We start from the raw sequence: 26,507 nt of genomic DNA, 5'->3' as shown, positions 1-26,507 counted from the left end.
CGCCAGTGAGGGGTTTAGCACTCCGTTACTTTAAGCAGCAGGCGCAAACTCCAGGATGAATACCGTGCCCTTACCCACTTCCGACTCGGCCCGGAGCGTGGCGTGGTGAAAGGCGGCGATGGTTTGCGCAATCGGCAAGCCCAGGCCGTAGCCCTCGGGGGCCTGCGGGCCGGTGGCGTGAAAGCGCCGGAAACGGTCGAAGAGCAGCGGCAGGTTTTCGGCCGCGATGCCGGGGCCTTCGTCTTCGACGCGCAGCTGGTAGCCACCGGCCGCAGTGGGGCGGCCCAGCACCCGAATCCGGCCGTTTTCGTGGTTGTACTTGATGGCGTTGCTGAGCAGGTTGCGCAGCAGCGTATGCAGCAGCGTAGCGTTGGCACGGGGCACTGTGTGGTCGGGCGAGAGGTCGATGTGCAGCGCTATCTCGCGCTGCTGGCGGCGGTCGTCGAGCTCCTCGGCTACGTCGTGCACGGTTTGGGTTAAGCTCACGCTGGCATCGCGCAAATATTGTTCATTCTCTATATTTGCAATCAGCAGCAGCGTGCGCACCGTATTGCGCAGGCGGTAGAGCGTGCGCTGCGACTCTACTATCTGGCGGCCGTGAGCTTCGGGCAGGGTAGGGTCCTGGAGCATGTTTTCGAAGCGCGACTGCAAGATGCTGGTGGGCGTGAGCAGCTCGTGGCTCACGTTGCTCATAAACTCGCGCTCTTTCTCAAACGAGGTTTGCAGCTGCCGCATCAGGGCCGAAAGCGAGTCGTCGAGCCGCCGGAAGTCGGTTGTATCGGTATCAAGGCGCTGAAACGAGAATTCGCCCGGCTGCCGGATGCCGCGCAGCTTGCGCGAAATCAGCTCGCGCAGCGGCCCCAGCAGGTAGTGCGCAAAGGCCGCATCGGTAAATACCGTGATGAGCGCGCCGGCCACCAGCACCCACAGGGCCAGCCGCCGCAGCGTGGTCGTGAGCAGCTCGACGGTGGCCAGCGACGAGCCGATTTCGAGGCGGTAACGCCGGGGCGCGACGCTGCTGGCCGCGTTGCCGGGTACTTGCAGGGGCGCAACGTAGCTCAGAATCCGGAAGTCCTCGACCTGCTTGTCAACCTGCCGGGGCTCCTCAAAAATATGCTCGGTTGGCGCGAGTATCGTGCCGGCCGGGGCGGGCGGCAGCGGCGTCAGGGTAATGTATTCCTGTTTTAATATATTATAATCGGCGTATGACTCGTCGCGCTCGGCCCGCAAAAAAACGGCCAGTCCATCGCGGCTGATGAGGTGCAGCAGCTCCTTGCGCTTGTCGCGCAGGCGCTGGTCGGTGTGGGCCACCGCCACCCGCTGCACAATGGGCGGAATAAGCATGGCTCCCAGCAACACCAGCAGCAGCTTCGAGAGGCCGTTGAAGAGGCCGAGCTTAGTTTCGAGTCGCATAGTTTGGAACTAAAAGTCGGGGCTAGCCAAATAGAAAGAACGTCATACTGAGCTGCCTGGCAGGCTCAGCATGACGTTCTACGTGAACCAGGCTTCAAGCTTACACCGCCCGGTAGCCGATGCCGCGCACGGTTTCGATAAAGTCGGCCGAGCCGAACTGGGCCAGCTTTTTGCGCACGTTCTTGATGTGCACGTCGATGTAGTTCGAGTCCGAGTCGTCTTCCAGCACATTGCCCCACAGGTGCTCGCCGAGCTGTAGGCGCGTGAGCACGCGGCCCCGGTGCAGCAGCAGATAGTGCAGTAAATCAAACTCTTTCTTGGTGAGCGGCACCTCGGGGCCGGGCACTTCGGGCGTGCTGCCGTAGCGCACGGTGCGGGCCGTTACGTCGAGCACAAAGCCATCGCCAAAAACGATTTCGGGCCGCTTCAACCCAAACTTGCGGCGCGTGATGGCCTGCATCCGGCTCGTGAGCTCAAGCAGCGAAAACGGCTTGGGTAGGTAGTCATCGGCCCCCAGGTCGAGGCCCTTGATGCGGTCGTCGAGCGCGCCGCGCGCGGTCAGGATAATAAACGAAGCCTCCTGTTTCTCGCTCTGGCGGGCATCGCGCAGCAAATCGAGGCCGTCGCCGCCGGGCAGGCCCAGGTCGAGGAGCACAAAGTCGTAGGAGTTTACAAACAGCTTCTCCGAGGCCTCTGCGTAGGTGTAGGCCGAATCGACCAGGTACTGGGCCTGGGTCAGAAACTGGCGTACCTCCTGGTGGAGGCTTTTTTCGTCTTCAACGAGCAAAACGTGCATGGAGCAGGGAGGGAAAAGAGGAATAATAGTACAACATACGGACAGTGGCCGTTAAATGAAGATGAAGATTAGCTGTCTGTTGGATGAAGATGAAGAAATAATCGAAAAAATATTTCCGGCTGAAGCTTATCAGTCGCTGGGTTCAGGTTCCTGAGTAGTTCGCTTGCCTCGAAAAAAGAATAGAAATTCTTGAAAGCAGGTGGCCTTTAGGGTCCCGCTTGCCTGGCAGCTACCTTTGGCAGGTAATCTTTTTTGCCGAAACTCCTTGCCTTACCCCATGAAAACCGGCCTGCGGCAGCTGCTTTTTAGTGTAGTCTTGGTACTGGCCACCTGTGCCAGCGTGGCGGCCCGGCCGCCCGTTACCACCATCTACCTCGTGCGCCACGCCGAAAAGGACCTCACGCCGGGCCTCGCCGACCCACCGCTAACCGCCGCCGGTGAGGCGCGGGCGCAGCTGCTGGCCCGGCGCCTGGAAGGCCGCCACCCGGCCGCCCTCTTCACCACCGACACCCGCCGCACCCGCGCCACGCTGGCCCCGCTAGCGCGGGCCACGGGCCTTACACCCGAAGTGTACACTGCCAAAGACCCGGCGGCGCTGGCCACCCGCCTCGGGCAGCAGTACGCGGGCAAAACCGTGGTGGTGGTAGGCCACTCCAATACCCTGCTGCCGCTGCTGGCCGCGCTGGGCGCTACTACGCCGCTCGCCGAGATTAGGGAGGAGGAGTATAACTACCTTTTTAAAGTGACGCGGCGGCCGGGGCAGCCGGCCAGGCTGGTGGTAAGTCGCTACGGAGCCGCCCCGCCGGCGGGCGGGGCAGGAGGAGGCGGTATGCGGTAGCGCTTCGCGCGATTCCGACAGTTTTTCCGGGCTAAAGTGCGCCTGCGCCGCGGGGCTGAATGCCTGCCGGAGGCGGCAAGTCGCCGCGGGCTGGTACTTTTGGCTGACTTCGGGGCTTGCCGCCCTTTCTTTTGCTTATGCGCGCTCTTTCCTCTCTGCTTTTTGTCGGCCTGCTGGCCGGCAGCGTGGCCCCTGCTTCGGCCCAAACCGCCGCTAAAACCGACTCACTTGCTATTCGCAAAATCTACGACGAGGCCCTGCTACGCGGCCAGAGCTACGACAACCTGCGCTACCTGTGCCAGAAAATAGGCGGGCGCCTTGCCGGGTCGCCGCAGGCCGCCCTGGCTGTGGAGTGGGGCAAGCTGACGATGGAAAAAGCCGGCTGCTTCGATAAAGTGTACTTGCAGGAATGCCTGGTGCCGCACTGGGTGCGCGGGGCTAAAGAAAAGGGCCAGATTATCGGCAATAAAGGCAAGAGCATCAGCGTGGCCGTATGCGCGCTGGGTAATTCGGTGTCTACCCCTAATAACAAGCCCCTGCGGGCCGGGGTAGTGGAGGTGAAGAGCCTGGCCGAGTTGAAAGCCCTGCCCGATGCGGCGGTGAAGGGTAAATTCATCTTCTTCAACCGGCCCTTCGACGATGCGCTCATTGAGCCGGGCGCGGCCTACGGCGCGGCCGGCGACCAGCGGCGCAGCGGTCCGGCCGAGGCGGGCCGGCGCGGCGCGGTGGGTGCGCTCGTGCGCTCGCTCACCGCCGCCCACGATAACTATCCGCACACGGGCACTACCAGCTACGGCGATACGCCCACCAAAGTGCCCGGCGCGGCCCTCAGCACGGTGGCCGCCGACCAGCTCAGCCAGCTGCTGGCCGCCGACCCTGGCTTACAGTTTGAGCTGGAAATGAGCTGCCAGATGCTGCCCGACGAAAAAAGCTACAACGTGATAGGGGAAGTGCGCGGCTCGACATACCCCGAGCAGGTAATTACCGTGGGCGGCCACCTCGACTCCTGGGACCTCGCCCAGGGGGCTCACGATGACGGCACCGGCGTGGTGCAAAGCATGGAGGCTCTGCGGCTGCTCAAAGCCGCCGGCCTGCGCCCCGAGCGCACCGTGCGGGCGGTCCTTTTCATGAATGAGGAGAACGGCACCCGCGGCGGTGAGAAGTACGCCGACCAGGCCCGGCAAAACCACGAAACCCACCTGGCGGCCATTGAGAGCGATGGCGGAGGCTTCACCCCCCGCGGCTTCACCGTGGAAGCCACGCCGGCGGTATTTCGCAAAGTAGCCGCCTGGAAGCCGCTGCTGCGGCCCTACCTGGCCGATGAGCTGCTGCCCGGCCATTCGGGCACCGATATCGAGCCGCTGAGCGAGAAAGTGCATCCGACCGCGCTCTTTGGCTACAAGTGCGACTCGCAGCGCTATTTCGACCTGCACCACACGGCCAACGACACCTTTGAGCAGGTAAACAAGCGCGAGCTGGAGCTGGGCGGAGCAGCCATGGCCACCCTGATTTATCTGCTGGGTAAGTACGGGTTGTAGCGCCGGGAGGCGGTAAAAGAGAAGGGGTAAAGATGGCAGACCATCTTTTACCCCTTCTCTTTTACCTTTTTTCAAGGCAGGCTACTGGGTGTCAAGAATGGAGAACAGCTCGTCGAGCTTCGGCGTCAGGATAATATCGGTGCGGCGGTTAATGGCTTTATTCTGAGGCGTGTCGTTGGCCGCTACGGGCAGATACTGGCCCCGGCCCGAAGGTGTTATCTGCGTGGGGTCGATGCCGGCAGCCGTGAGCAGGCGCGTGATTTCGGTGGCCCGCAGCACGCTCAGGTCCCAGTTGTCCTTGGCGCCGTTTACCACGCCTTTAATGGGCACATTATCGGTGTGGCCTTCAACCAGAATATTCACGTCCTTGTTGCCCGTGAGGGCATTAGCCAGCTTAATAAGGGCGTCCTGCCCGGCCGGGTCCACGCGGGTCGAGCCCGATTTAAACAGCAGCTGCTCGGAAAGCGACACGTACACCTTGCCGTTCTTCACGTTCACCTGCAAGTCGTTGGAGTTAAAGCCCAGCAGCGCGTCCGACACCTTTTTGCGCAGGGCGTTGGTGGCGGCCTCCTTTTCGTCAAGTACCCGCTGCAGCTCCGCTACGCGGGCATTTTTGCCGGCCAGGTCCTGCTCCGTAATCCCGAGCGTCTGGTTAAGCTGGTTTACCTGGCTGCTTTTATTCAGCAGGCTGCTGTTGAGGCTGGCCTCGGTGCGGTCCTTAGCCTGCTGCAGCGCGCTTTTTTCCAGCTGAAGCTGGTCGCGCGACTTCGTCAGCTCGGCGTTTTGCTGCTGAAGGGCGGCGATTTCTTTTTTATTGCAGCCGGGCAGCGCCAGCAGGGCGGCGGCCAGCAGCACCGAAGCCACCGGCCCGGCCTGCTTCGTGAAAAAATGCATAAGGTTAAAGCACGTAAGGCGGTAGAAACGTCCCGGCGCTAACCAGGGCACCCGCGCTAAACGAACCAGTGAAAGCGCAGGTTGCCCGGCCGGGCTGGCCGGAGCCCGGCGGCGGGGTACTTTTGCGCAGTAGCCGGGCAGGGGCTTTTGTATAGTATGCGCATAGTTGCACTTCTGAGTATCGGTATTGGACTGCTGGCTGGGCTGGCGCAGGGCCGGGCGCGGCCGGTAGCGCCGGGCAGCCCGGCGGCTACCCGGTACTGGGTCCGTTTCAGCAACAAAGACGGCGTGCCATTCGACCCGGCCTGCTACTTCAGCGCCGCCGCGCAGGCGCGGCGGCAGCGGCAGGGCCTGCCCGCCGCCGAGTTTACCGACCGCCCCGTGCGGCCCGACTACGTGGCCGCCGTGCGCGCCCGCGTCGATACGCTAACCGTCGTCAGCCGCTGGTTTAATGCCGTGGCGTGCCGCGCCACGCCCGCCCAGGCTGCCGCGCTGCGCCGGCTCCCCGGCGTGGCGGCCGTAGTAGCCTGGCCGGTAAGCGGGCGGCTGCGGCCAGCCCGGTTGGGGAGGGAAAAAATTATAAATTCACTATATAATAAAAAATCATTATATGCTGCCCAGTCGGCCATTTCGCCCGCCGACTACCAGCTGGCCCGGCAGCAAACGGCGGCCCTGGGCCGGGTCGACCTCAAGCGGGCGGGCCTGCTGGGGCAGGGGGTGCGCATTGCGGTGCTTGACGTCGGGTTTCGCGGCACGGACAGGCACCCGGCGTTCCGGGCGCTGCGGCACGAGCGGCGCATTGCGGCTACCTACGACTTCCTGAAAAACCAGCCCGACGTATTTCGGGGCGGCGCGCACGGTACCGAGGTGCTGGGCTGCCTGGCCGGCCGCTTGCCCGCCCCCGATAGCCTGCACCCCGGCCCGGCGCTGGGCCTGGCCCCGGCGGCTATCTACCTGCTGGCCCGCACTGAAAGCCTGGCCAGCGAGCGCTTTACCGAAGAAGAGGCTTGGCTCCGGGCCGTGGAGTGGGCCGACCAGCAGGGTGCGGACATCATCAGCTCCTCCTTGGCTTATACCGAGCAGCGCTACTTTCCCGAGCAGATGGATGGCCGGCACTCGCTCATTGGGCGGGCGGCCACGCTGGCGGCCCGCAAGGGAATACTGGTAGTGAGCGCCGCCGGCAACGACGGCGACGACGACTGGGTGCGCATCGGCACGCCCGCCGATGCCGACTCGGTACTGGGCGTGGGGGGGCTCGACCCGGCCACGGGCCTGCACCTGGCCTTCAGCTCGGTGGGCCCCAGCGCCGACAGCCGCCTCAAGCCCGACGTGTCAGCGTTTGGGATTGTGCTCACGGCCAGTGCGGCGGGTGGCTTCGAGCGCGTCGAGGGCACGTCTTTTTCGGCGCCGCTGGTGGCAGGGCTGGCAGCCTGCGCCCAGCAGGCCAGCGGCGGCAGGCTCACGGCTATGCAGCTGTTTCGGCAGGTGCGCGAGGCCGGCGAATTATTTCCGTATTATGACTATGCCCACGGCTACGGCCGGCCCGAAGCCAGCCGCCTGCTGGCCCGGCTCAACGGTCCGCTGCCGGCGGTAGCGCCCACCTTCGACTTCGTGGTGCACGATTCGCTGGTAGCGGTGGTGCTGCGGCCCGCCGCCACCGTGCCCGCCGCCCGCCCACTGCCCCTGGTAGCCGAAGCCGACGAGCTGACCCCTGGCACTACCGACTGGCTAAGCCCGCCCGCCCCGGCCCGGCCCGCCGGCTCGCCCACCCCCACGGCTCCGAATGTGGCGCCGGTCGGCAAAGAGCAGCCCGCGCCGGCCGATACCGCGCCCGCGCTGGCCGCTTACCCAGCCTACCCACCCCACCTCTACTGGCACCTGGCCAATGCCCGGGGCGTGCTGCACCGCTACGAAGTACGCGCTACCACTCAGCGCCTGGTAGTGCAGGTGCCGCGCCGCCTCACGCGCGGCGGCAATGTGCTCCGGGTTTATTACCAGGGCTATACTGGCGAATATCATGAATAAGCTATGTAGAGAGCGCGGTCGCGTAGGCGTACCGGCAAATTCAGTTAAACAGGCAGTTCGACGTCAATAGTCAGTGGCACAGGATAACATGTTGAAAGATAGACTACTGGTACTGGTTTTGCTCGCGGTTGCCCCGGTGGCCTGGGCTCAGCAGGTGCTGCTGCAAACCGACGTAGCCAACGATACTATTCCGAGCCGAACGGGCCCCAACCGCCGTTATTTCGCGCATCTGTACGTGGGGAGCACCCTGGCGGCGGGCTCCAGCGCGCTCGGCCTGAAGTACGGCTTTGCCTCGTCCGAATTGCAGCTGGGCGGCCGGCTTAAGCGGCGCCTGAGCTCCTTCCTGGCCTTCAATACTGACCTGCGCTACGCCTACCTGCGCTACGGCCTGGACCCCGGCGCGGCCCGGCCGCTGCCTTTCGGCTCGGGGTTCGACAGCCAGCTCTTCAGCTACCACCAGCTGCAAAGCGAGGGCAGCCTGCGCCTCAATCCCAGCCGCCGGCGCGGCAACACCGTGGGCCGCTACGTCGACCTGCTCGCTTACGGCGGCTGGGCCTTTGCCACTACCTACGCTACCGAAGGCCCCGCGCCCGGCGGTGGCCGGCTCGAAATAGTAGCCCACGAGCCGCCTTACTTGGCCCGCTGGCAGGGTGGGGTAGGCGCGCGTGTAGGCAGCAACTCGCTGGCGCTGGTGGGCCGCTACCGCCTCAGCAATGCCCTCGCCGGCACCACCCTGCCCGAGCCGCCCCGCTGGCAGCTGGGCCTGGAGATAGGCTGGTTCTGAACCCTGCTTTGCACACCTTGCGTACACGGCAACACCCTGGGCGCTATCTTGGCACCCACCGGCTTTTCTGCCGGGTTGCTTACCCTGCTATATGACTACCTCTTTCTGCAAGCTCGGCGCTGTTGCCGCTATTCTGCTCGCCGCCACTTCCTGCGTTAATACCGAGCGCGAAACCGCTACGTCGTCTAAAGACCCGCACGCCGAGTTTACGCCGCCTACCGGCCGCGGCGAGCGCGTGGGCGGGGCTACGGTCCTCAATACGGTGCGGGCTACGCATCCTTTCTCCAACCCTAAAACGCCCGATACCTTCGTGCTGCAAATGCGCGGGCCGCGCATTCTCAGCAGCCGCCTGCATTTGTTTGTGCTGAGCAGCGCGGGCGATACCCTGCGCCACGAAGTGCTGCCCGCCACCGCGCTCATCAGCGACCGTACCCTGCGCGACAACCAGTCGGCCTCGGTGCGCGACAAGGAAATCAGCATTCTGCGTGGCATGAACGATTTCTTTGCCGCCAGCCACTTTGTGCAGCCGGCCGTGCCGGCCACCGCTACCCAGCCCGCCGAAGTAGATACCCAGGCCTGGACCAGCCTCCGCAGCGACCCCCACGCCATCGGCTTCGATTATCCCAATGGCACCGGCGAAACCCGGCTGGCCTATTCAAAGCAGTTCAACAAAACACTGCTGCTTAATCTTTGATATTTTGCGCAGGGCGATGCCGCTGCGTAACATCAGTTAATCGATAAGTTAACTAGTCCCCTGTAAAAGCGCGTCAGGCCAACCAGTGGGAGGCCTGACGCGCTTTTAATTAACCAACGGGCTGTAACCCTATAGGCGGGCCCAGCCCTGCTGACCGGCCGCGTTGCGCAGCAGCGCATAGCCGTGGCTTTGGCCTAGCACGGCGGCGGCCGTGTGCGAAGGCCAGGCGGCCAGGGCTGGGGCGCCGGCCTGCGGTGCCGTTTGTATTTCGTGGGCAATGGGCAGTGACAGCCGCCGGAGCGGCTGCGCCGGGGCCACCGCATGGGCGGCCACGTAGCGGCGCTGGCCGGTGGGCAGCTCTACGCGCAGATACTCGGCGCGCTGGCCCAGCACTAGCAGGGGCAGCGTGGCGGGCAGCAGCCGGGTAGCTTGCGCCGGGCGCGGGCGCACCCACTCGCCCCGGCGGTCGGGGCCGAACCCCGCCGGGCCGGTATGGGCAACGGGCACCGGGTCGGCGCGGTGCAGAAAGGGCCAGGGGTCAATGGCCCCGCCCGCCCGGTAGATGCCGAAGTGCAGGTGTGGCGCCGTGGTGCGGGCATTGCCGGTGTTGCCCACCAGGCCCAGCGTGTCGCCGGCCCGCACGCGCTGGCCGGGCTGCACCAGCTGCCGGTCGAGGTGGGCGTAGTAGAGGTGCTGGCCGTGCGCCGCATCGGCCAGCCACAGCACGCGGCCACCCAGCGGGGTTTCGCCGGTGCGCATGATGGTGCCATCGGTAGCGGCCACGGCCGGCGTGCCGCGCGGGGCAAAAATATCGACGCCCTCGTGGCGGCGGGTGCCGCCATCGCGCTCGCTGCCCCAGAAGCTGCCGATGGCCTGGTCGGTGCGCCCCCGTACCGGAAATAGCCCCAGACCCGGCCCGCGCCACAGGCGCAGCGTGTAGCGGCCGGCCGCCAGCAGCTCGGGCTGCACGCGCAGCAGGTGCTGGCCGTCGTCGGTGGCCTGGTAGCTGAAGTCGAAGGAGCCGGCGACGGTAGTATCGGCGCTGGCCCATTGTAGCAGCTCGGGCGCGTGGCCCGGTGCCAGGGCAAACGCATCAACGAAGAGGCGCGGGGACAGCACCGGGCCGGGCGCCAGCGTGAGGCGCACGTGCACCAGCTCACCGGCCCGCACGGCGTAGCGGTAGCTGGCGGCCGTGGGCTGCTCGGGGCGGAAATAGCCCGTTTCGAGCATGGGCAGCGGTACTACCAGCGAATCGCGCAGGGCCTGGGCGGCGGCCTGCTGCCACTGCCGGCCCAGGGCGGCTTCGTGCAGGCCGGCGCGGTCGAGGGCGCGGGCATAGTCGTCGTGCGGCGTGGTTTTCTGGAAAAGCGCGGCCAGGGTCTGGGGTTTGCTGCACGAGGCCAGCAGGGCCAGCATCAGCCCCAAAAAGCCCCCAAGCTGCCGCCGGCCCGGGGCTGGAAAAAACGAAAAAAGCATACCGGGCAAACGCCCGGCTAGCTGGGCAAGTTCGGCCGCAGTAGCGTGGACTCTGCGAGTCCGCGCGTGGTAGCACCCGGATGCTACTACGCGCGGACTCGCAGAGTCCACGCTACTGCGCTTTACCTTCGCTTTACTATGCTCACCCACCCTGTCGTTCTTACCGAGTGCCCGCGCGATGCCATGCAGGGCCTGCACGAGTTCATCCCCACCGCCACCAAAACGGCTTACCTCCAGCAGCTGCTGGCCGTGGGCTTCGACGTGCTCGATTTTGGCTCGTTCGTGTCGCCCAAGGCTATTCCGCAGCTGCGCGATACGGCCGAGGTGCTGGCCGGCCTCGACCTCAGCCGCACCAAAACCAGGCTGCTGGCCATCGTGGCCAATCGGCGCGGGGCCGAGCAGGCCGCCAGTCACCCCGAAATTAGCTACCTAGGCTTCCCGCTCTCGGTGAGCGAAACCTTCCAGCGCCGCAATACCAACCAGACCATCGCCGAGGCCCTGGCCGACGTGGCCGCCATGCACGAGCTCTGCGAGCGCCGGGGCAAAACGCTGATTGTGTACCTCTCGATGGGCTTTGGCAACCCCTACGGCGACCCGTACAGCCCGGCCGTGGTGGCCGAGTTCACGCAGCAGTTGGCCGTGCTGGGCGTGCGCATCGTGGCCCTGTCCGATACCATCGGGGCGAGCACGCCGGACTTGATTACGCCCTTATTTGCCGAGCTGATTCCGGCTTTTCCGCAGATAGAATTCGGCGCCCACCTGCACACCACGCCCACTACCTGGCTCGAAAAAGTGCAGGCGGCCTACCAGGCCGGCTGCCGCCGCTTCGACGGCGCCCTGTGCGGCATCGGCGGTTGCCCGATGGCCGCCGATGTGCTCACGGGGAATATGGCGACCGAGAATCTGGTGGCGTTCTTGGCAGGGAAAGGGGAGGAGCTGGGGTTGAACTTGAATAAGTTCTCAGATGCGCAACTAGCAGCTAAATATGTTTTTAATATGCCTTTTGATCTATGTTGAATTGGATGTCTAAAAGGTTGGACAAAACGGCTGTAGAAGAAAGCAAGAAGCCGATTATTGGCATAGAGTTTTACAATCCGCAGGCTACGAAACTTACCCTCTGGATAGAGCTGGCGTGTATAGCAGTAGAGTTGGAGACTACAATGGAGTACCGGATAGAATCTGACGAAACTGAGTACCGAATTGAATTTAGCGGTGACCAATTGATACTTTTCTTGCAATATCGGTTTGGGCCGAAGGTGCTAAAACGCCCTTATTCGCCTGGCTTTAAGAATAATGCTCCGTGGAAAGTAGAGATAGATTATTCAACTTAGCTACTTTTTACTCCTATTGCAACTTAGTTGCGTAAAAAATTTGCCAGTTACTCTATCCGCCAATGCCCACGCCCCAAGTCGATATCTTCATCCCCTGCTTTGTTGACCAGCTTTACCCGCACACCGCCCTCAACATGGTGAAGGTGCTGGAAAAAGCCGGCTGCCAGGTGCACTACAACCCGGCCCAGACCTGCTGTGGCCAGCCTGCCTATAATGCCGGCTATAAGGCCGAGAGCCGCAATATTGCCGAGAAGTTTCTCTCCGATTTCACTCCAAATTCGAACGAGCCGCGCTATGTGGTCAGTCCCTCGGCCTCGTGCGTAGGCATGGTGCGCAACGCCTACTCGCACTTGTTTGCCGACACCGCCGACGTGGCCCGCTGTCAGGGAGTACAGCGGCGCACCTACGAGCTAACCGAGTTCCTGGCGGAAATATTAGAAATGCACGATATTTCAGGCGCGGCCCTGGCTGGCACCTACACCTATCACGACTCCTGCTCGGCGCTGCGCGAGTGTGGCATTCGGGAAGCCCCGCGCCGGCTGCTCGACGGCGTGGCTGGCCTGCGCCGCATCGAAATGGCCGAAACTACCACCTGCTGCGGCTTCGGCGGCACCTTCGCGGTGAAGTTTGAGGCTATTTCGGTGGCCATGGCCCAGCAGAAAGTCGAGCACGCGCTGGCCACCGGGGCCGACTACATCGTGAGCACCGACGTAAGCTGCCTCATGCACCTGGAGGCGTACATCCGCCGTGAGAAGCTGGCTATCAAGACCATGCACATTGCCGACGTGCTGGCCAGCGGGTGGTAATTACTTGCATTATAATGAGCGAAGGTCTGCAAAAGCTAGAAAGCCACTTGTGCCGATTAGGCATAACTCAAACCTATCGCGGCGACCCTTATCAGCAGGGGCTCGACTGGGTATACTTCGATTGCTATTTTGATGAAATAGCAGTGCGCCAGTATTTTAAACTGGGGACGGCAATCAAATATGTTGAGTGGGATGGCCGGGTGGCGGGCCAGGAAGCAGGATTCTACGAGCCAGCCAGTGGCTATGGCATCATGGGAAATCATCCCATATATGGTCAAGCTCGGGGAAACCGAAAAATTACTGGGGCGGAATAACGGGTTAAGCAGGCTCTGCTAGCCGATACATCACATCCGAGCGCAGCACGTACTTGACGCCCTGCGTCACCTCGCTGCCCTCGTGGTAGAGGCTGTGCAGAAAAAGCAGCGCCATGCCCTGCCGGGGCTGGATGCGCACCCCGCGGAACGTGGTATCGCCGCCCTGAAAATTGTCGTTTAGGTACACCATGAAGGTGAAGTAGCTGGCCTCGTGGTCGTTGCGAATGTAGCTCTCGTCGAAATGGCCCTTAAACTTGTGTCCGCGCTGGTAGCGGTAAAAGCGAAATAGCTCGTTGAGGCCGCAGGCCGAGCTATTGCCCAGCTGTGCCGGGACGAACGGCTGGATTTTCGTCCACAACTCCTGCGCCAGCTCCTCGCTCTTATAAAAGGCTCGGCTGTTGTTGCGCACATCGGTTTTGACTTTGCTGCCGCTGGCCGTGTTCACTTTGGCCAGTTCGTAGCCGATTTCCTCACTGCGCACGACGTACTGCAAGCACTCGGCGCGGGTGAGAAAATCTTCAACCGTAAAGATGGAATCGGTTACTTTGGTAAGGCGCACAGGCAAGTATAGCTTACAACAGAGCTTTAATCCGGGCCGTCAGCCCGTCGCTGGCGGGCACCAGCGGCAGGCGCACGGCGGCTTCGCACACGCCTTGCAGGGCCAGGGCGGCCTTCACGCCTACGGGGTTACTCTCCTCGTACATGAGCGGGTTGAGGGGCACGAAATAGTGCAGCAGCTCATTGGCGCGGGCGTAGTCGCCGGCCAGCGCGGCGCGGGTCATGTCGCTGAATTTTTGGGGGAAGGCATTGGCCAGTACCGAAATAATGCCCTGGCTGCCGCAGGCGATAAGCGGCACCGTGAGCATATCGTCGCCACTCAGAAACAGAAAGTCGGCGGGCTTGCCGGCCAGAATGGCCAGGCACTGCTCTACGTTGCCGCTGGCTTCCTTGATGCCGATGATATTGGGGTGCTGTGCCAGCTTCAGCGTCGTATCGGCCGAAATGTTGGAGGCCGTGCGGCCGGGCACGTTGTAGAGCAGCAGGGGCAGGGGCGAGGCATCGGCCAGGCGCTGGTAGTGCGCCACCAGGCCGGCCTGGCTGGGCTTGTTATACGCCGGGCTGGCCGAGAGGATAGCGGCCACGCCGGTCAGGTCGGTGCTGCGCAGCTGCCCCTCCACGGCCGCCGTGTCGTTGCCACCGATGCCGTACACCAGCGGCACGCGGCCGGCTACGTGCTGGCGGGCCCTGGCCAGCAGCTCAATCTTTTCGGAAGCCGTAACGGTGGGCGACTCGCCCGTGGTACCGTTGATAACCAGGTAGTCTACGCCGCCCGTAATCGCAAAGTCGAGCAGGCGTAGCCAGGCGGCATAATCGACTGCGCCGGTAGCAGTAAAAGGCGTTACCAGGGCCACGCCGGTGCCATGTAGTTTGTTCATCCGCGGTGGGAGTTGTTGCTTTGTGCAAAAGTACGACTTCCGCCCGCCGTGGCTTGCTGCCCGGCATTTTTTTAGTTTCCTTGAAAATCCTGTTTCCTGTGGCTGCCACCCTGGCCGCTACCCTGAGCTTAGCCGCCTGCGACTCCAAAACGGCCACTACCGGCGAGGCCAAAACCCCCTCCACGGCCGAAGCGGCCGGCAAAACTGACTCGGCCAAAATCGACGAGGCCGCCCCCACGTCGGGCGCTGCCGCCGTGGCCGCCGAGGAAGCCAATGCCAAGCCGGGGCCCGACCCCAGCACCATTCCGGCCGCCAAGGCCAGCGACGCGGCGGCCATCTACGCCCGCCCGCAGATTCCCATTTTGTGCTACCACCAGATTCGCGACTGGACGCCGCGCGACTCGAAAGGGGCGAAGGATTACATTATTCCCATCGCGCAGTTCAAGGCCCAGATTAAGATGCTGGCCGACTCGGGCTACCATACCATTCAGCCCGACCAGCTGTATGCCTACCTCACCACCGGCGCCAAGCTGCCCAGCAAGCCGGTGATGCTGACCTTCGACGATACCGACCTCGACCAGTTTACCATTGCCCGGCCCACCCTGGCGCAGTACGGCTACAAGGGCGTGTATTTCGTGATGACGGTGAGCCTCGGCCGCCCGCACTACATGAGCAAGGCGCAGGTGAAGCAGCTTTCGGATGAGGGCAACCAAATCGGCTCGCACACCTGGGACCACCACAACGTGAAAAAATACCAGGGCCAGGACTGGGTAACCCAAATCGACAAGCCGACCAAGACGCTCGAAGACATCACGGGCAAGAAAATCAAGTACTTCGCCTATCCCTTCGGCCTCTGGAACACCCAGGCCTTCCCCGAGCTGAAGAAACGCGGCTTCGTGGCGGCCTTCTCGCTGGCCGAGAAGCGCGACCAGCAGGACCCGCTGTTTACCATCCGGCGCATTATTGCCAGTGGGTATTGGTCGCCCCGGACGCTGCACAACAATATGGTGCAGAGCTTTTAAGAATTAGCCTTAGAAGCTGAATTCAAACAGAACGTCATCACCGATGGCACGGGGCAGAGCCCCGCGCCATCAGCGCTAACCCAAACAGCTTTTTAGAAGCTCCTGAATGCAGTGAAGCAGCTCTGCCACGCCAGTAGGTTAGGAATGCTAACGGGGTAGTAGAGTTGCTTCACTGCATTCAGTATGACGTTCTGTTTTGGTTATATTATTCGCTCACACCAGCACTTTCAGTTTCTCACCCTTGCCCTTCAGTGACGACTGCCGGATAATCAGCTCGCTGGATACCACGCAGGTACGCGGTTGGAAATCTTCTTTCTGCGCCATTTGCTCCAGGAAGAGGCTGGCCGCCTGCTGACCGATGCGGAAGGGGTGCAAATTGACCGTAGTCAGGCCGGGCTCAATGAGGCTGGCCAGAAACTCGTCGCCGAAGCCCACGATGGCCATATCCTCGGGCACCCGGATGCCGCGCTGCTTAAGTGCCAGCAGCAAATCGAAGGCGTTGGTGTAGTTGATGGCGAAGATGGCGTCGGGCGGCTTGGGCAGCGCCAGCCAGGTATCGAGGGCCGCTACGGCCGAAGCGGGCCGAAAATCGATGTGCGCGCATAGCTCCTCAGCGGTGGGCAGGCCGTGTTTGCGGAGTGCGCTCAGGTAGCCCGCCTGCCGCTGCCGGCTGATGAGCAGCGACGCCGGCCCGGCCAGAATGGCGATACGGCGGCAGCCCTGCTCAATCAGGTGCTCGGTAATGGTAAAGGCCCCGAGGCGGTCGTCGAGAATGACTTTGGCGCTGTTCACTTCGTTGCACACCCGGTCGAAATGCACCACCGGAATACCGCGCCGGGCCGGGTCTTTTACGTGGTCGAAGTTCTCGGTTTCGCGCGAGTGACAAATCAGCAGGCCATCGACCCGGCTGGCTATCAGGGCCTGCACGTTGCTGACTTCGGCCTCGTACGACTCCTTCGACTGGCAAATCATGACCCGGTAGCCGGCCTTGGTTGCCACCTGCTGAATACCGCTCACGGCCGTAGCAAAAAATGGCCGCTCCAGGTCGGGGATGAGCACCCCGATGGTATGGGTAGCCTGGTTTTTCAGGCTTTGGGCCAGGAGGTTGGGCTGGTAGTCGAGCTGCTGGGCCGCCTCCAGAATGGCCTGGCGCGTGAGCGGGCTGATATCGGAATGCCCGTTGAGCGCCCGCGACACCGTGGAGGGTGCCACGCCTACCTGCCGGGCCACGTCGGCAATAGTAGCCTGGTGGCGCTTGCGGTTAGGGCCGCCCGGTGGCTTTTCAGCCGTGAAATGGTACTCGCAGGCTTTACAGAAAAAGCGCTGGCGACCCCGCACAAAGCCCGCTTTCATCACGTCGTCGGCAAGGCTGCACTTAACACATTTAACCATGAGGCAAGGGTGGGAGAGAAGGTGGATAATGCGAAGGTGGCCCTGAAGCTACGAACCAGCCAGCCGAAAGTGGTGAGGTAAAAAAATATTTTGCAAATATCACCTATCGGTAACGTTTCCGGAAACGTTACCGATAGTTTTTATGAATATTTTCGCTGATATTGAGGTTTTTAGGCTTTAGCAAATGGTAACGCTGCCTTTACATTTGGCTCAGTTTCCACTGGGGCTTACAGGTTGCGACGATGCCGGAGATAGGTATTCCGGGTTGTTGTGGTAAGCTTGAATTTGTACTTTTCTTATAGAGCTGTCGTGCTGCACACTATGCGCTGGTTCGGGCCGAACGACCCGGTTTCGCTTTTCGATATCCGCCAGGCCGGCTGCGCCGGGGTCGTGACGGCCCTGCACCAGCTGCCGGTAGGGGCCGTGTGGCCGGTGGCCGACATCCGGGCCCGGCAGCAGCTTATTGAGGCCGCCAACGCTACGCATTCGCCCCTGCATTGGGCCGTAGTAGAAAGCCTGCCGGTGCATGAGGACATTAAGAAAGGCCGGCCCAGCCGCGAACAGTATATAGCAAACTATCAGCAGTCGCTGCGTAATCTGGCCGCCTGCGGCCTCCGCACGGTGTGCTACAACTTCATGCCAGTGCTCGACTGGTCGCGCACCGATTTGCGCTACGAAATGCCCGATGGCTCGCGGGCGCTACGCTTCGTCTGGCAGGACTTTGCCGTGTTTGACTTGTGCATTTTGAAGCGCCCCGGCGCGGAGGCCGACTACGAGCCCGCCGTGGCCGAGGTCGCCCGCCGGCAGTTTGCCGCCATGAGCGCCGAGGCCGTGGCCCAGCTCACCAACACCACCCTGCTGGGCTTGCCGGGCTCAGAGGAGGCCTTTGAGCTGAAAGGCTTCCAAAGCTTGCTAGATGAGTATCAGACGATTGGTGCGGCGGCCCTTACGGCCAACCTGCACTATTTCATTCGGCAGGTGGCGCCGGTGGCCGAAGAAGTGGGTATTGGCCTCTGCATTCATCCCGATGACCCGCCTTTTCCGCTGCTGGGCTTGCCCCGCGTGGTAAGCACCGAGGCCGACCTGGCCAGCCTGCTGGCGGCCTGTGAGGTGCACGCCAACGGGCTGACGTTCTGCACGGGCTCGCTGGGCGTGCGGCCCGACAACGACCTGGCCGGCATGGCCGGGCGCTTCAGCTCGCGCATTCACTTTGTACACCTGCGCAGCACCAGGCGTGAGGCCAACCCGCGCAATTTCCACGAGGCCGACCACCTGGCCGGCGACGTGGATATGTACGCAGTGGTGCAGGCGCTGGTGCGCGAAGAGCTGCGCCGCGAGGCGGCGGGCGAAGAAAAAACCGCCCTGCCCATGCGGCCCGACCATGGCCACCAGCTGCTCGACGACCTCCCCAAGAAAACCTATCCCGGCTACTCGGCCATTGGCCGCCTGCGCGGCCTGGCCGAGCTGCGCGGCCTCGAATATGGCCTGCGCCGCACGTTGACGGCGGCCGAAGAGGCTGCCCCGGCCGCTGCTGCGGCTCGCTAAAAACTGCCTGCTTTTCCTCCTCTTTTCCCACCCGCCCGCCATGTTGCTCCGCAGCGTGTTCCTGCTTTTGCTGCTCGTTTCGGCCGTGGCTCCCAGCCGGGCCGACGATGGCTACCGGCTGTGGCTGAAGTACGACCGGATTGCCGACGCGCCGACGCGCCAGCAGTACCAGCGGGCCGCGCAGTTTATTGCCAGCCCCGGTGCTTCGCCGGTGTTGCGGGCCGCCAGCACCGAATTGCAGCGCGGGCTAAGCAGCCTGCTGGGCCAGGCCGTGCCCATACTGGCGGCGCCGGGCACCCGCACGGGCGGCATTGTGCTGCGCGTCGATAAAGCGGCCCGCGCCAACGGCCAGTCCTTGAAGCCCGAAGGCTACCGTATTTTTTCGGAGAAAAATAACCTGGTTATTACGGGGCGTACCGACGCGGCCGTGCTATATGGGGCTTTTGCGCTATTGCGGCAGGTGCAGACCCGCCAGCCACTGGCCGGGCTTAGCATCGCCAGCAATCCGCGCATTGGTTTTCGGCTGCTCAACCACTGGGATAACCCCAACGGTACCGTGGAGCGCGGCTACGCCGGCTCGTCTATCTGGAAGTGGTATGAGCTGCCCGAGCGGCTCGACCCGCGCTATACCGACTACGCCCGCGCTAATGCGTCGATTGGCATTAATGGGGTAGTGCTCAACAATGTGAATGCCAGCGCCCGCTACCTCTCGGCCGACTATCTGGCCAAAGTGGCGGCCCTGGCCGGGGTGATGCGGCCTTATGGTATCCGGGTGTACCTCTCGGTGCTATGGGCCGCGCCCAAAGTTATTGGGGGGCTGCCCACGGCTGACCCGCTCGACCCCGCCGTGCAGCAGTGGTGGTCCGCCAAGAGTGACGAGATTTACCAGGCTATCCCCGACTTTGGCGGCTTCCTGGTGAAAGCCAACTCGGAGGGCGAGCCTGGTCCGCAGGACTACCACCGCACCCACGCCGACGGGGCCAACATGCTGGCCCACGCCCTGGGCCGCCACGACGGCGTGGTGATGTGGCGCGCCTTCGTGTATAAAGCCAACAGCAACGGCGACCGGTTTAAGGAAGCCTACGAGGAGTTTCAGCCCCTCGACGGCAAGTTTGACCCCAAGGTGCTGGTGCAGGTAAAAAACGGGCCGATTGACTTCCAGGCCCGCGAGCCGTTTCACCCGCTGTTTGGGGCCATGCCGCGCACGCCGCTGCTGCTCGAAGTGCAGCTGACTCAGGAATATTTAGGCTTTGCGACCCACCTGGTGTACCTGGCCCCGCTCATCAAAGAATGCCTCGAAGCCGATACCTACGCCCAGGGCAAAGGCTCGACGGTGGCCAGGGTAGTGGATGGCAGCCTGGACCAGCACGCGCTCAGCGGCATTGCGGGCGTGGCCAATATCGGGGCCGACCGCAACTGGACCGGCCACCCCGTGGGGCAGGCCAACTGGTACGCCTTCGGCCGCCTGGCCTGGGACCACACGCTCAGCGCGCAGGCCATTGCCCAGGAGTGGACCCGCATGACCCTGACCACCGAGCCGGCCGCCGTGCGCACCATTACCCGCGTGCTGGGGCAGTCGCGCAGCATCTACGTGCGCTACACCACGCCGCTGGGGCTGCACCACATTATGGGCGAGAGCCTGCACTACGGCCCGCAGCCGTGGCTGGCCCAGGCCGGCCGCCCCGACTGGACGGCCGTGTACTACCACAAGGCCGATTCCAGCGGCCTGGGCTTCGACCGCACGGCCACCGGCAGCAACGCCCTGGCGCTCTACAAGCCCGAGGTGCAGCAGCAGTGGGGCAACCCCCGCACCTGCCCGCTCAACTACCTGCTCTGGTTTCACCATGTGGCGTGGCGGCAGCCGCTCAGCACCGGCCGCACGCTCTGGAACGAGCTGTGCACCCGCTACTACACCGGGGCCGACTCCGTGCGGTGGATGCAGCAGCAGTGGGCCGCCGCCCGGCCCGCCCTCGACCCGGCGCTGTACGCCGACGTGGCGACCCGCCTCCAAATCCAGCGCAGGGAAGCTCTGTGGTGGCGCGATGCCTGCGTGCTCTACTTCCAGACCCTGGCCCGGCAGCCGATTCCGGCCCCGTTGGCCCCGCCTACCCGCTCACTGGCCGACATCAAGCAGCTCGTTCAGCTCTACCAGCTCAAATAATTCCGCCTATTCAGCTCGTCATTATCCTGCTCATGAATACTTCGATACTATCTGCGAACGGCCATCCGGCTTCGGCCGCCAGCCCGGTCCCGACTGCCACGCCCGCGCCCCAGCCCAACGTGTTTTCACTGGCCGGTCGGGTGGCGCTCATCACGGGCGGCGGCAGCGGCATCGGCCTCGAAATAGCCCGGTGCATGGTGCAGGCCGGGGCTACTGTCGTCATTACCGGCCGCCGCGAGGCGGTGCTGCGGGAGTCGGCCGCCGAGCTGGGAAAGGGGGCTGAATATATAGTAAATGATATATGTAACCTGAGTTCGCTCGACGACCTCGTGGCGCAGGTAGAGGCCGGGTATGGCCCGCTCGATATTCTGGTCAACAACGCGGGCATTAACATGAAAAAGCCGGCGCTAGAGGTCACCGATGAGGAGTTCGACCGCATTATCCAGACCAACCTCAACGCCGTGTTCTCGCTCACGCGGGCGGCGGCCCGGCGCATGGTAGCCCGGCGCAGCGGCACCATTCTCATGATTTCGTCGATGGCCGCCTACTACGGTATCGACCGCGTGGTGGCCTACGCGGCGTCCAAGTCGGCGGTGGAGGGCATGGTGAAAGTGCTGGCCTCCGAGTTTTCCTGCCACAACGTGCGCGTGAATGCCATCGCGCCCGGCTTTATCGAAACCGAGATGAGCCGCACCGCCATGAACTCGGACCCCGACCGCCGCGACCGCGCCATGCGCCGCACGCCGATGGGCGAGTTTGGCCGCCCCGCCGATATCGGCCACGCCGCCGTGTTTCTGGCCTCGGAGGGCGCGCGCTACATCACGGGCGTGTCGCTGCCCGTGGACGGTGGCAATTCCATCGGATTCTAACAGTCAGCGCCGGTTTTTTAGGTGCTAGTGCCTGCTAAGCAAAGCATTGAGGCAGAAAACGCTTGGCCGCTGACAACGAGCAAGCACCGGCCGCCAGCTACAAAATAAACTTTTCACTTTTCATTTTTCCCGCCCATGAACACACGCATACGCACTTCTTGCCCACCGAAGGGCTGGAAATGGTCGCGCCTGGTGCCCATGCTGCTGCTCAGCGGCAGCCTCGCTCCGCTGGCACCACAGGTAGCCTATGCCCAGGTAGCTGGTGCCCACACCGTTACCGGCAAAATCACTTCCGACAACGGCGAAGGCCTGCCCGGTGTGACGGTAGTGGTAAAAGGCACTACCACCGGGGCTACCACCGACGTAAACGGCAACTACAACGTGACCGTGCCCGACGATAACAGCATCCTGGTATTCAGCTCGGTGGGTTTCACCAAGCTGGAGATTGCCGTGGGCAAGCGCACCAGCCTGAGCCAGCAGCTGGTACCCGAAACCCAGGCCCTGAATGAGGTGCAGATTGTGGGCTACGGCACCCAGAAGAAAAGCCAGGTAACGGGCGCCATCTCGACGGTGAGCGACGAGCAGCTGCGCGACGTGCCGGTGGCCAACGTGGGCCAGGCCCTGCAGGGCCGCGCCGCCGGTATCACCGTTTCCAGCTCCAGCACCACGCCGGGGCAGTCGCCGGTTATCCGCATCCGGGGCAACCGCTCCATCTCGGGCTCCAACGACCCGCTGCTGGTGGTTGACGGGGTGCCCTACGATGGCAGCCTCAACGACCTGAACCCCGACGACATTACCTCGCTCGAAGTGCTCAAGGATGCCAGCGCGACCGCCATCTATGGCTCGCGCGGGGCTAACGGCATTATCCTCATCACGACCCGGCACGGCAAAAGCGGCGCGCCCCGCGCCACCTACAGCGGCTACGCGGGTCTGAAAAAGCTCTATGGCCGCTACGACCTGCAAAACGGTCAGCAGTACTACAACTACAAGCTCGAAGCCTACAAGGCCCAGAACCCGAACTTCGACCCGTCGAACCCCAGCTTTCTGACTACCGACGAGCGGGCCAACTACGCGGCCGGCAAAACAACCGACTACCAGAGCCTGCTTTTCCAGAACGGCCACATCCAGAACCACGTGCTGGGCGTGAGCGGCGGCACCGACCAGACGCAGTACTCGGCTTCGCTGGGCTACTACGACGAGTCGGGCATTGTGCCGGTGCAGCGCTTTCAGCGCTACTCGCTGCGGGCAACGCTCGACCAGCAGATTGGCAAGCGCATCAAGGTGGGCGTGAACTCGCTCAATACCTACACCGTGGCCGACGACCCGGACATCAACATCCTCTACCAGATTCTGACGACCAGTCCGCTGGCTTCGGCCTATGATGCTAACGGCCTGCCCGTGCTGTTTCCGAACACGGATACGGCGGGTGCTAACCCGCTGACGCTTTATACCCAAGACGCGCACAAAGACCAGAACCGCCGCCTGCGTACCTTCAACAGCCTCTACGGCCAGGTGAATATCCTGAAAGGGCTGGACTACCGCCTGAACCTGGGGCTGGATGCGCGCTCGGAAAACAATGGCCAGTTCTACGCCTCCAATACCCCCCAGAACGGCGGCGGACCCAGCACCGCTCAGCGCTCTACCAACCTGGCTTTCAACCTGCTGGCCGAAAACCTGCTGCTCTATAACAACACCTTTGGCAAGCATACGATTGGCTTTACCGGCCTCTACAGCGCCCAGCAGTACAACTACGATGGCTTCTATGCCTCGGTGCGCAACCTGCCCACCAACTACCAGCTCGACAACAACATGGGCGCCGGCACGCCCGTTTCGACCACCAGCACCGCGCAGCAGTGGGACATTCTCTCCTACATGGCCCGCCTGAACTACGCCTACGACAACCGCTACTCGGCCACCGTGACCGTGCGCGCCGATGGCTCGTCGCGCCTGGCGCCGGGCAACAAGTACAAGGCGTTTCCCTCGGGGGCCCTCGCCTGGAACATTGCCAATGAAAGCTTTATGCAGGGTAAAGACTGGCTCAGCACCCTGAAGCTGCGCGCCAGCCTGGGCCGCGTGGGCAGCACCGCCGTGAACCCCTACCAGACGCTGGGCCTGCTGTCGGCCGGCATTGGGTCGGGCTACTACAACTACGGCTCGACCGGCGCCATCGGCGTAGTGCCTACTGGCATCCCGAACCCGAACCTGGGCTGGGAATACACTACTACCACCAACTTCGGCCTCGATTTCGGCTTTCTGCAAAACCGCATCACGGGTAGCGTAGAGGTGTACCAGCAGCGCACCAGCGACCTGCTGCTGCCCGATGCCCTGCCCGCCGCCAGCGGTTACACCTCTTTCATTCGCAATGCCGGCCAGACCCAGAACCGGGGCCTCGAAATCTCGCTGACGACGGTGAATATTCGGCCCAAAAACCCGGATGGCTTTGAATGGAACACCGACTGGAACTTCACCCTGAACCGGGAAAAGATTTTGTCGCTGGGCCTGGGCACCGATGCCAACGGCAACGAGCTGAGCGACGTGGGCAACCAGCGCTTTATCGGCCAGCCGCTCTACGTTATCTACGACTACAAAAACCTGGGTATCTGGCAGACCTCCGAGGCCGACCAGGCCAAGAAGTACAACTCGAAGCCCGGCCAGATTAAGATTCAGGACACCAACGGCGACGGCGTTATCAACGCCAGCGACCGCGTGGTTATCGGCTCGCGCCAGCCCAAGTTTGAGGCCGGCCTCACCAACCGCTTCCGCTTCAAGGGCTTCGACCTCACGGCCGTGGCGCTCACCCGCGTAGGAGCCACCGTGGTTGACCCGACGCTGTTCGGGCCCGCCTACTTCACCACCAACACCGGCCGCCGCAACCAGGTAAACCTCGATTACTGGACCCCCACCAACCCCAGCAATACCTACCCCGAGCCCGACCAGTCGGCCCGCGCCAACGAATGGCCTACCTACGGCCAGACCCTGGCTTACCGCGACGGCACGTTTATTAAAGTCCGGAGCATCGACCTGGGCTATACCATCCCGGCGGCCTGGGCCAAGTCGGCCTTCATGAGCAGCGCCCGCATCTACGTGCAGGTTCAGAACCCGCTCATCTGGGCCCGAGACCCTTTCTTTAAGGACAACAAGGCCATCGACCCCGACGCGCTCTCGTACTCCAGCCGCTTCAACGCCGCAAACGTGGGTACGGCGGGCGGTATCGAGTTTACGGGCGGCAACCCCAACAGCAGCTCGGCCGGCCTGGCCGGCGTTGGGGCCAACTACCCCGTGACGCGCGCCTTTATTGTCGGCGTCAACCTGGGCTTCTAATCTGCCGGCCCCTTTTCTCACCCACTCGTTTTTCCGGCGCCCCGCGCCATCTATATATGAAAAAGATAGTATTAGTAAGCATTGGAGCGTCCTTGCTGCTGGCCTCCGGCGGCTGCAAAAAGGACATTCTGGACGAAAACCCGACCTCCATCCTGACGCCCTCCTTCCTGAGCACCTCGCAGGGGGTAGAGGCGGGCGTAACGGGCGTATACTCGGCCCTGCGCCAGGTTTATGGCAACGATGCCTCGACCTTTACCACCGAGGCCGGCACCGACCAGTGGACCAACGGCATCACGGCCAGCAGTGGCCTGAGCGACTACGACCCCTCGGCCCTGACCCCGGTCAACGATGGCTCGCACTCCTTTATCTGGAGCACGTGCTACTCGGCCATCAACACCGCCAACGGCGTGTTGCAGTACTCGGCCACGGTGCAGGGGCTGACGCCGGCCCGCATTACGCAGCTGGTGGCCGAAACCAAGCTGCTGCGGGCGCAGTACTACTTCGTGCTGGTGCAGGATTTCGGCGACGTGCCCCTGATGCTGAGCTTCGTGGACTCGCCCACCAAGGACATCACGCGGGCCCCGCTGGCCGATGTGTACACCCAGATTATCAAGGACCTGACCGATGCCCTGGGCACCATTGCCGACAAGCCTGCCCAGCCCGGCCGCGTAACGCGCGCCACGGCCCTGCACCTGCTGGCCAAAGTGTACCTGACCCGCGCTACCTCCTCGGCCAAGCAAAGCGACGACTACACCAATGCCGCCAAGTATGCCAAGGAGCTGATTGACAACCAGGGCCGCTACGGCCTGGGCCTGGAAACGGACCCCGCCACCGTGTTTGCCGAAGGCAACGAGAATGGCAAGGAGGTTATCATGAACGTGCAGTTCAGCGGCGACGCAACCTTTAATCGCATCGACGGCTTCACGTTTGGCGGGGAAAACGTGCTGGGCTTCCAGTACCGCAGCCGCTACGACAAGCTGCCCAACATGGTGCGCGACGTTAACAACGGCCGGCCGTTTGCCCGGCACTGCGTCACGCACTATCTGGAAGATTCCTACATCCTGCGCGATGCCAATGGCAACGCCCTGGAGTCGGGCGCGCAGCTGCGCACCACCGACGCGCGCTACAACAAGTGGTTTACGACGGTGTACCTGGTAAACTCGCCCGGCGGCAACGCCGGCAGCACCAAGGCAGTAGCCGGCGACACCGCCGCCTGGTACCCCGGCCGGGAATTATCGGCCGCCAAGCTGGCCCAGATTGCCGCCCGCCAGCCCGTGCCGTACGTGGTAATAACTCCCAGCCAGTACACCACCGAGTACTTCCCGACCCTCAACAAGTTTGACTCGCGCAGCCGTACCTCTGTCAACGGCTTTTCGACCCGGCCCAACATCATCTACCGCCTGGCCGAAACGTACCTGATAGCGGCCGAGGCGTATTACTACCTGGGGAATGCAGCCCAGGCCGCCACGTACCTCAACGTGGTGCGGGAGCGCGCCGCTGCCAGCGGCAAAAAGGCGGCGATGGACATCACCGCCGCTCAGGTAACCCTCGACTTCATCCTCAACGAGCGCACCCGCGAGCTGTGCGGGGAGTTCACGCGCTGGTACGACCTCAAGCGCACCGGCCAGCTGCTGGTGCGGGAGCGCAATACCAGCTATTCGCCCCCGCTGACGGCCGTTACCACCGGCTTTACCAAAGGCGGCGTGTATGGCTCCAACGCCGCTATCAACATTAAGGACTTCCACGTGCTGCGGCCCATTCCGCAAACTGAGGTTGACCGTACCAGCGGCAAAATCACCCAGAATCCGGGTTACTAACGCGATTAAGCAGCGGCCGGACCACCGCGGTCCGG

Annotated in this window: 21 protein-coding genes; 14 read left to right on the top strand and 7 right to left on the bottom strand. The window is 63.1% G+C overall.

The features are described 5' to 3' along the window. Positions 1–30: 30 nt before the first annotated feature. Both F6X24_RS14300 and F6X24_RS14295 read right to left on the bottom strand, forming a co-directional pair. A complete protein-coding gene (locus F6X24_RS14300) occupies positions 31–1,413 on the bottom strand; it encodes a sensor histidine kinase (protein WP_151088666.1) in 1,383 nt (460 codons plus the stop codon). A gap of 100 nt (positions 1,414–1,513) precedes the next feature. Continuing rightward, the gene (locus F6X24_RS14295) at positions 1,514–2,209 is read right to left on the bottom strand and encodes a response regulator transcription factor (protein ID WP_151088665.1); all 696 of its coding nucleotides are present in this window, start codon (positions 2,207–2,209) and stop codon (positions 1,514–1,516) included. A 277-nt stretch (positions 2,210–2,486) separates the two neighbouring features. Here F6X24_RS14295 and F6X24_RS14290 point away from each other — a divergent pair, with 277 nt between their 5' ends. Further along, positions 2,487–3,047: a histidine phosphatase family protein gene (locus tag F6X24_RS14290; protein WP_151088664.1), complete on the top strand. Its 561-nt coding sequence runs from the start codon at positions 2,487–2,489 to the stop codon at positions 3,045–3,047. Positions 3,048–3,184: 137 nt separating this feature from the next. Next, positions 3,185–4,585 carry a M20/M25/M40 family metallo-hydrolase gene (locus F6X24_RS14285; protein WP_151088663.1) on the top strand — a complete coding sequence of 467 codons (1,401 nt, stop codon included), beginning with the start codon at positions 3,185–3,187 and terminating at the stop codon, positions 4,583–4,585. A gap of 81 nt (positions 4,586–4,666) precedes the next feature. Here F6X24_RS14285 and F6X24_RS14280 read toward each other — a convergent pair whose 3' ends face one another. Continuing rightward, positions 4,667–5,479 carry an OmpA family protein gene (locus tag F6X24_RS14280; protein ID WP_151088662.1) on the bottom strand — a complete coding sequence of 271 codons (813 nt, stop codon included), beginning with the start codon at positions 5,477–5,479 and terminating at the stop codon, positions 4,667–4,669. A gap of 156 nt (positions 5,480–5,635) precedes the next feature. Here F6X24_RS14280 and F6X24_RS14275 point away from each other — a divergent pair, with 156 nt between their 5' ends. From F6X24_RS14275 to F6X24_RS14265, 3 genes are all read left to right on the top strand, one after another. Beyond that, positions 5,636–7,504 carry a S8 family serine peptidase gene (locus F6X24_RS14275; protein ID WP_151088661.1) on the top strand — a complete coding sequence of 623 codons (1,869 nt, stop codon included), beginning with the start codon at positions 5,636–5,638 and terminating at the stop codon, positions 7,502–7,504. A 118-nt stretch (positions 7,505–7,622) separates the two neighbouring features. Continuing rightward, positions 7,623–8,288, top strand: coding sequence for a hypothetical protein (locus tag F6X24_RS14270; RefSeq protein WP_151088660.1), 666 nt, complete (start codon positions 7,623–7,625; stop codon positions 8,286–8,288). 91 nt (positions 8,289–8,379) lie between these two features. Continuing rightward, positions 8,380–8,982, top strand: coding sequence for a hypothetical protein (locus tag F6X24_RS14265; protein WP_151088659.1), 603 nt, complete (start codon positions 8,380–8,382; stop codon positions 8,980–8,982). Between the two features lie 129 nt (positions 8,983–9,111). Here the strand turns inward: F6X24_RS14265 and F6X24_RS14260 are convergent, their stop codons facing one another. Then, positions 9,112–10,458, bottom strand: coding sequence for a M23 family metallopeptidase (locus F6X24_RS14260; RefSeq protein ID WP_151088658.1), 1,347 nt, complete (start codon positions 10,456–10,458; stop codon positions 9,112–9,114). Between the two features lie 138 nt (positions 10,459–10,596). Between F6X24_RS14260 and F6X24_RS14255 the strand changes: the two genes are divergently transcribed. From F6X24_RS14255 to F6X24_RS14245, 3 genes are all read left to right on the top strand, one after another. Continuing rightward, positions 10,597–11,475 carry a hydroxymethylglutaryl-CoA lyase gene (locus tag F6X24_RS14255; RefSeq protein ID WP_151088657.1) on the top strand — a complete coding sequence of 293 codons (879 nt, stop codon included), beginning with the start codon at positions 10,597–10,599 and terminating at the stop codon, positions 11,473–11,475. Positions 11,476–11,851: 376 nt separating this feature from the next. After that, on the top strand, positions 11,852–12,595 hold the full coding sequence (locus F6X24_RS14250) for a (Fe-S)-binding protein (RefSeq protein ID WP_151088656.1): 744 nt from the start codon (positions 11,852–11,854) through the stop codon (positions 12,593–12,595). Between the two features lie 14 nt (positions 12,596–12,609). Further along, complete coding sequence (locus F6X24_RS14245) at positions 12,610–12,909, top strand: hypothetical protein (protein ID WP_151088655.1); 300 nt, start codon at positions 12,610–12,612, stop codon at positions 12,907–12,909. Positions 12,910–12,913: 4 nt separating this feature from the next. Here the strand turns inward: F6X24_RS14245 and F6X24_RS14240 are convergent, their stop codons facing one another. Together F6X24_RS14240 and dapA are read right to left on the bottom strand one after the other, a co-directional pair. Next, positions 12,914–13,468 (bottom strand): 2OG-Fe(II) oxygenase, encoded by a 555-nt coding sequence (locus tag F6X24_RS14240; protein ID WP_151088654.1) that lies wholly within the window; start codon positions 13,466–13,468, stop codon positions 12,914–12,916. Positions 13,469–13,481: 13 nt separating this feature from the next. Next, positions 13,482–14,345 (bottom strand): 4-hydroxy-tetrahydrodipicolinate synthase, encoded by an 864-nt coding sequence (gene dapA, locus F6X24_RS14235; RefSeq protein WP_151088653.1) that lies wholly within the window; start codon positions 14,343–14,345, stop codon positions 13,482–13,484. Between the two features lie 80 nt (positions 14,346–14,425). Here dapA and F6X24_RS14230 point away from each other — a divergent pair, with 80 nt between their 5' ends. After that, positions 14,426–15,367, top strand: a complete 942-nt coding sequence (locus F6X24_RS14230) for a polysaccharide deacetylase family protein (protein ID WP_394349933.1) — start codon at positions 14,426–14,428, stop codon at positions 15,365–15,367. Between the two features lie 213 nt (positions 15,368–15,580). Here the strand turns inward: F6X24_RS14230 and F6X24_RS14225 are convergent, their stop codons facing one another. Further along, on the bottom strand, positions 15,581–16,759 hold the full coding sequence (locus F6X24_RS14225; protein WP_151088652.1) for a LacI family DNA-binding transcriptional regulator: 1,179 nt from the start codon (positions 16,757–16,759) through the stop codon (positions 15,581–15,583). A gap of 321 nt (positions 16,760–17,080) precedes the next feature. Between F6X24_RS14225 and uxuA the strand changes: the two genes are divergently transcribed. The 5 genes from uxuA to F6X24_RS14200 all read left to right on the top strand — a co-directional run bounded on the left by uxuA (position 17,081) and on the right by F6X24_RS14200 (position 26,472). After that, entirely contained in the window at positions 17,081–18,304 is a 1,224-nt protein-coding gene (gene uxuA, locus F6X24_RS14220) for a mannonate dehydratase (RefSeq protein WP_151089624.1), read from the top strand. A 40-nt stretch (positions 18,305–18,344) separates the two neighbouring features. Further along, the gene (locus F6X24_RS14215; RefSeq protein ID WP_151088651.1) at positions 18,345–20,465 is read left to right on the top strand and encodes an alpha-glucuronidase family glycosyl hydrolase; all 2,121 of its coding nucleotides are present in this window, start codon (positions 18,345–18,347) and stop codon (positions 20,463–20,465) included. Between the two features lie 32 nt (positions 20,466–20,497). After that, positions 20,498–21,334: an SDR family NAD(P)-dependent oxidoreductase gene (locus tag F6X24_RS14210; protein ID WP_151088650.1), complete on the top strand. Its 837-nt coding sequence runs from the start codon at positions 20,498–20,500 to the stop codon at positions 21,332–21,334. Between the two features lie 135 nt (positions 21,335–21,469). After that, positions 21,470–24,655: a SusC/RagA family TonB-linked outer membrane protein gene (locus F6X24_RS14205; RefSeq protein WP_151088649.1), complete on the top strand. Its 3,186-nt coding sequence runs from the start codon at positions 21,470–21,472 to the stop codon at positions 24,653–24,655. Between the two features lie 56 nt (positions 24,656–24,711). Beyond that, positions 24,712–26,472 (top strand): RagB/SusD family nutrient uptake outer membrane protein, encoded by a 1,761-nt coding sequence (locus tag F6X24_RS14200; RefSeq protein ID WP_151088648.1) that lies wholly within the window; start codon positions 24,712–24,714, stop codon positions 26,470–26,472. Positions 26,473–26,507: the final 35 nt, after the last annotated feature.

The sequence above is a fragment of the Hymenobacter baengnokdamensis genome (genome assembly GCF_008728635.1).
GTDB lineage: Bacteria > Bacteroidota > Bacteroidia > Cytophagales > Hymenobacteraceae > Hymenobacter > Hymenobacter baengnokdamensis.
This window is presented reverse-complemented; position numbering and strand designations above follow the sequence as displayed.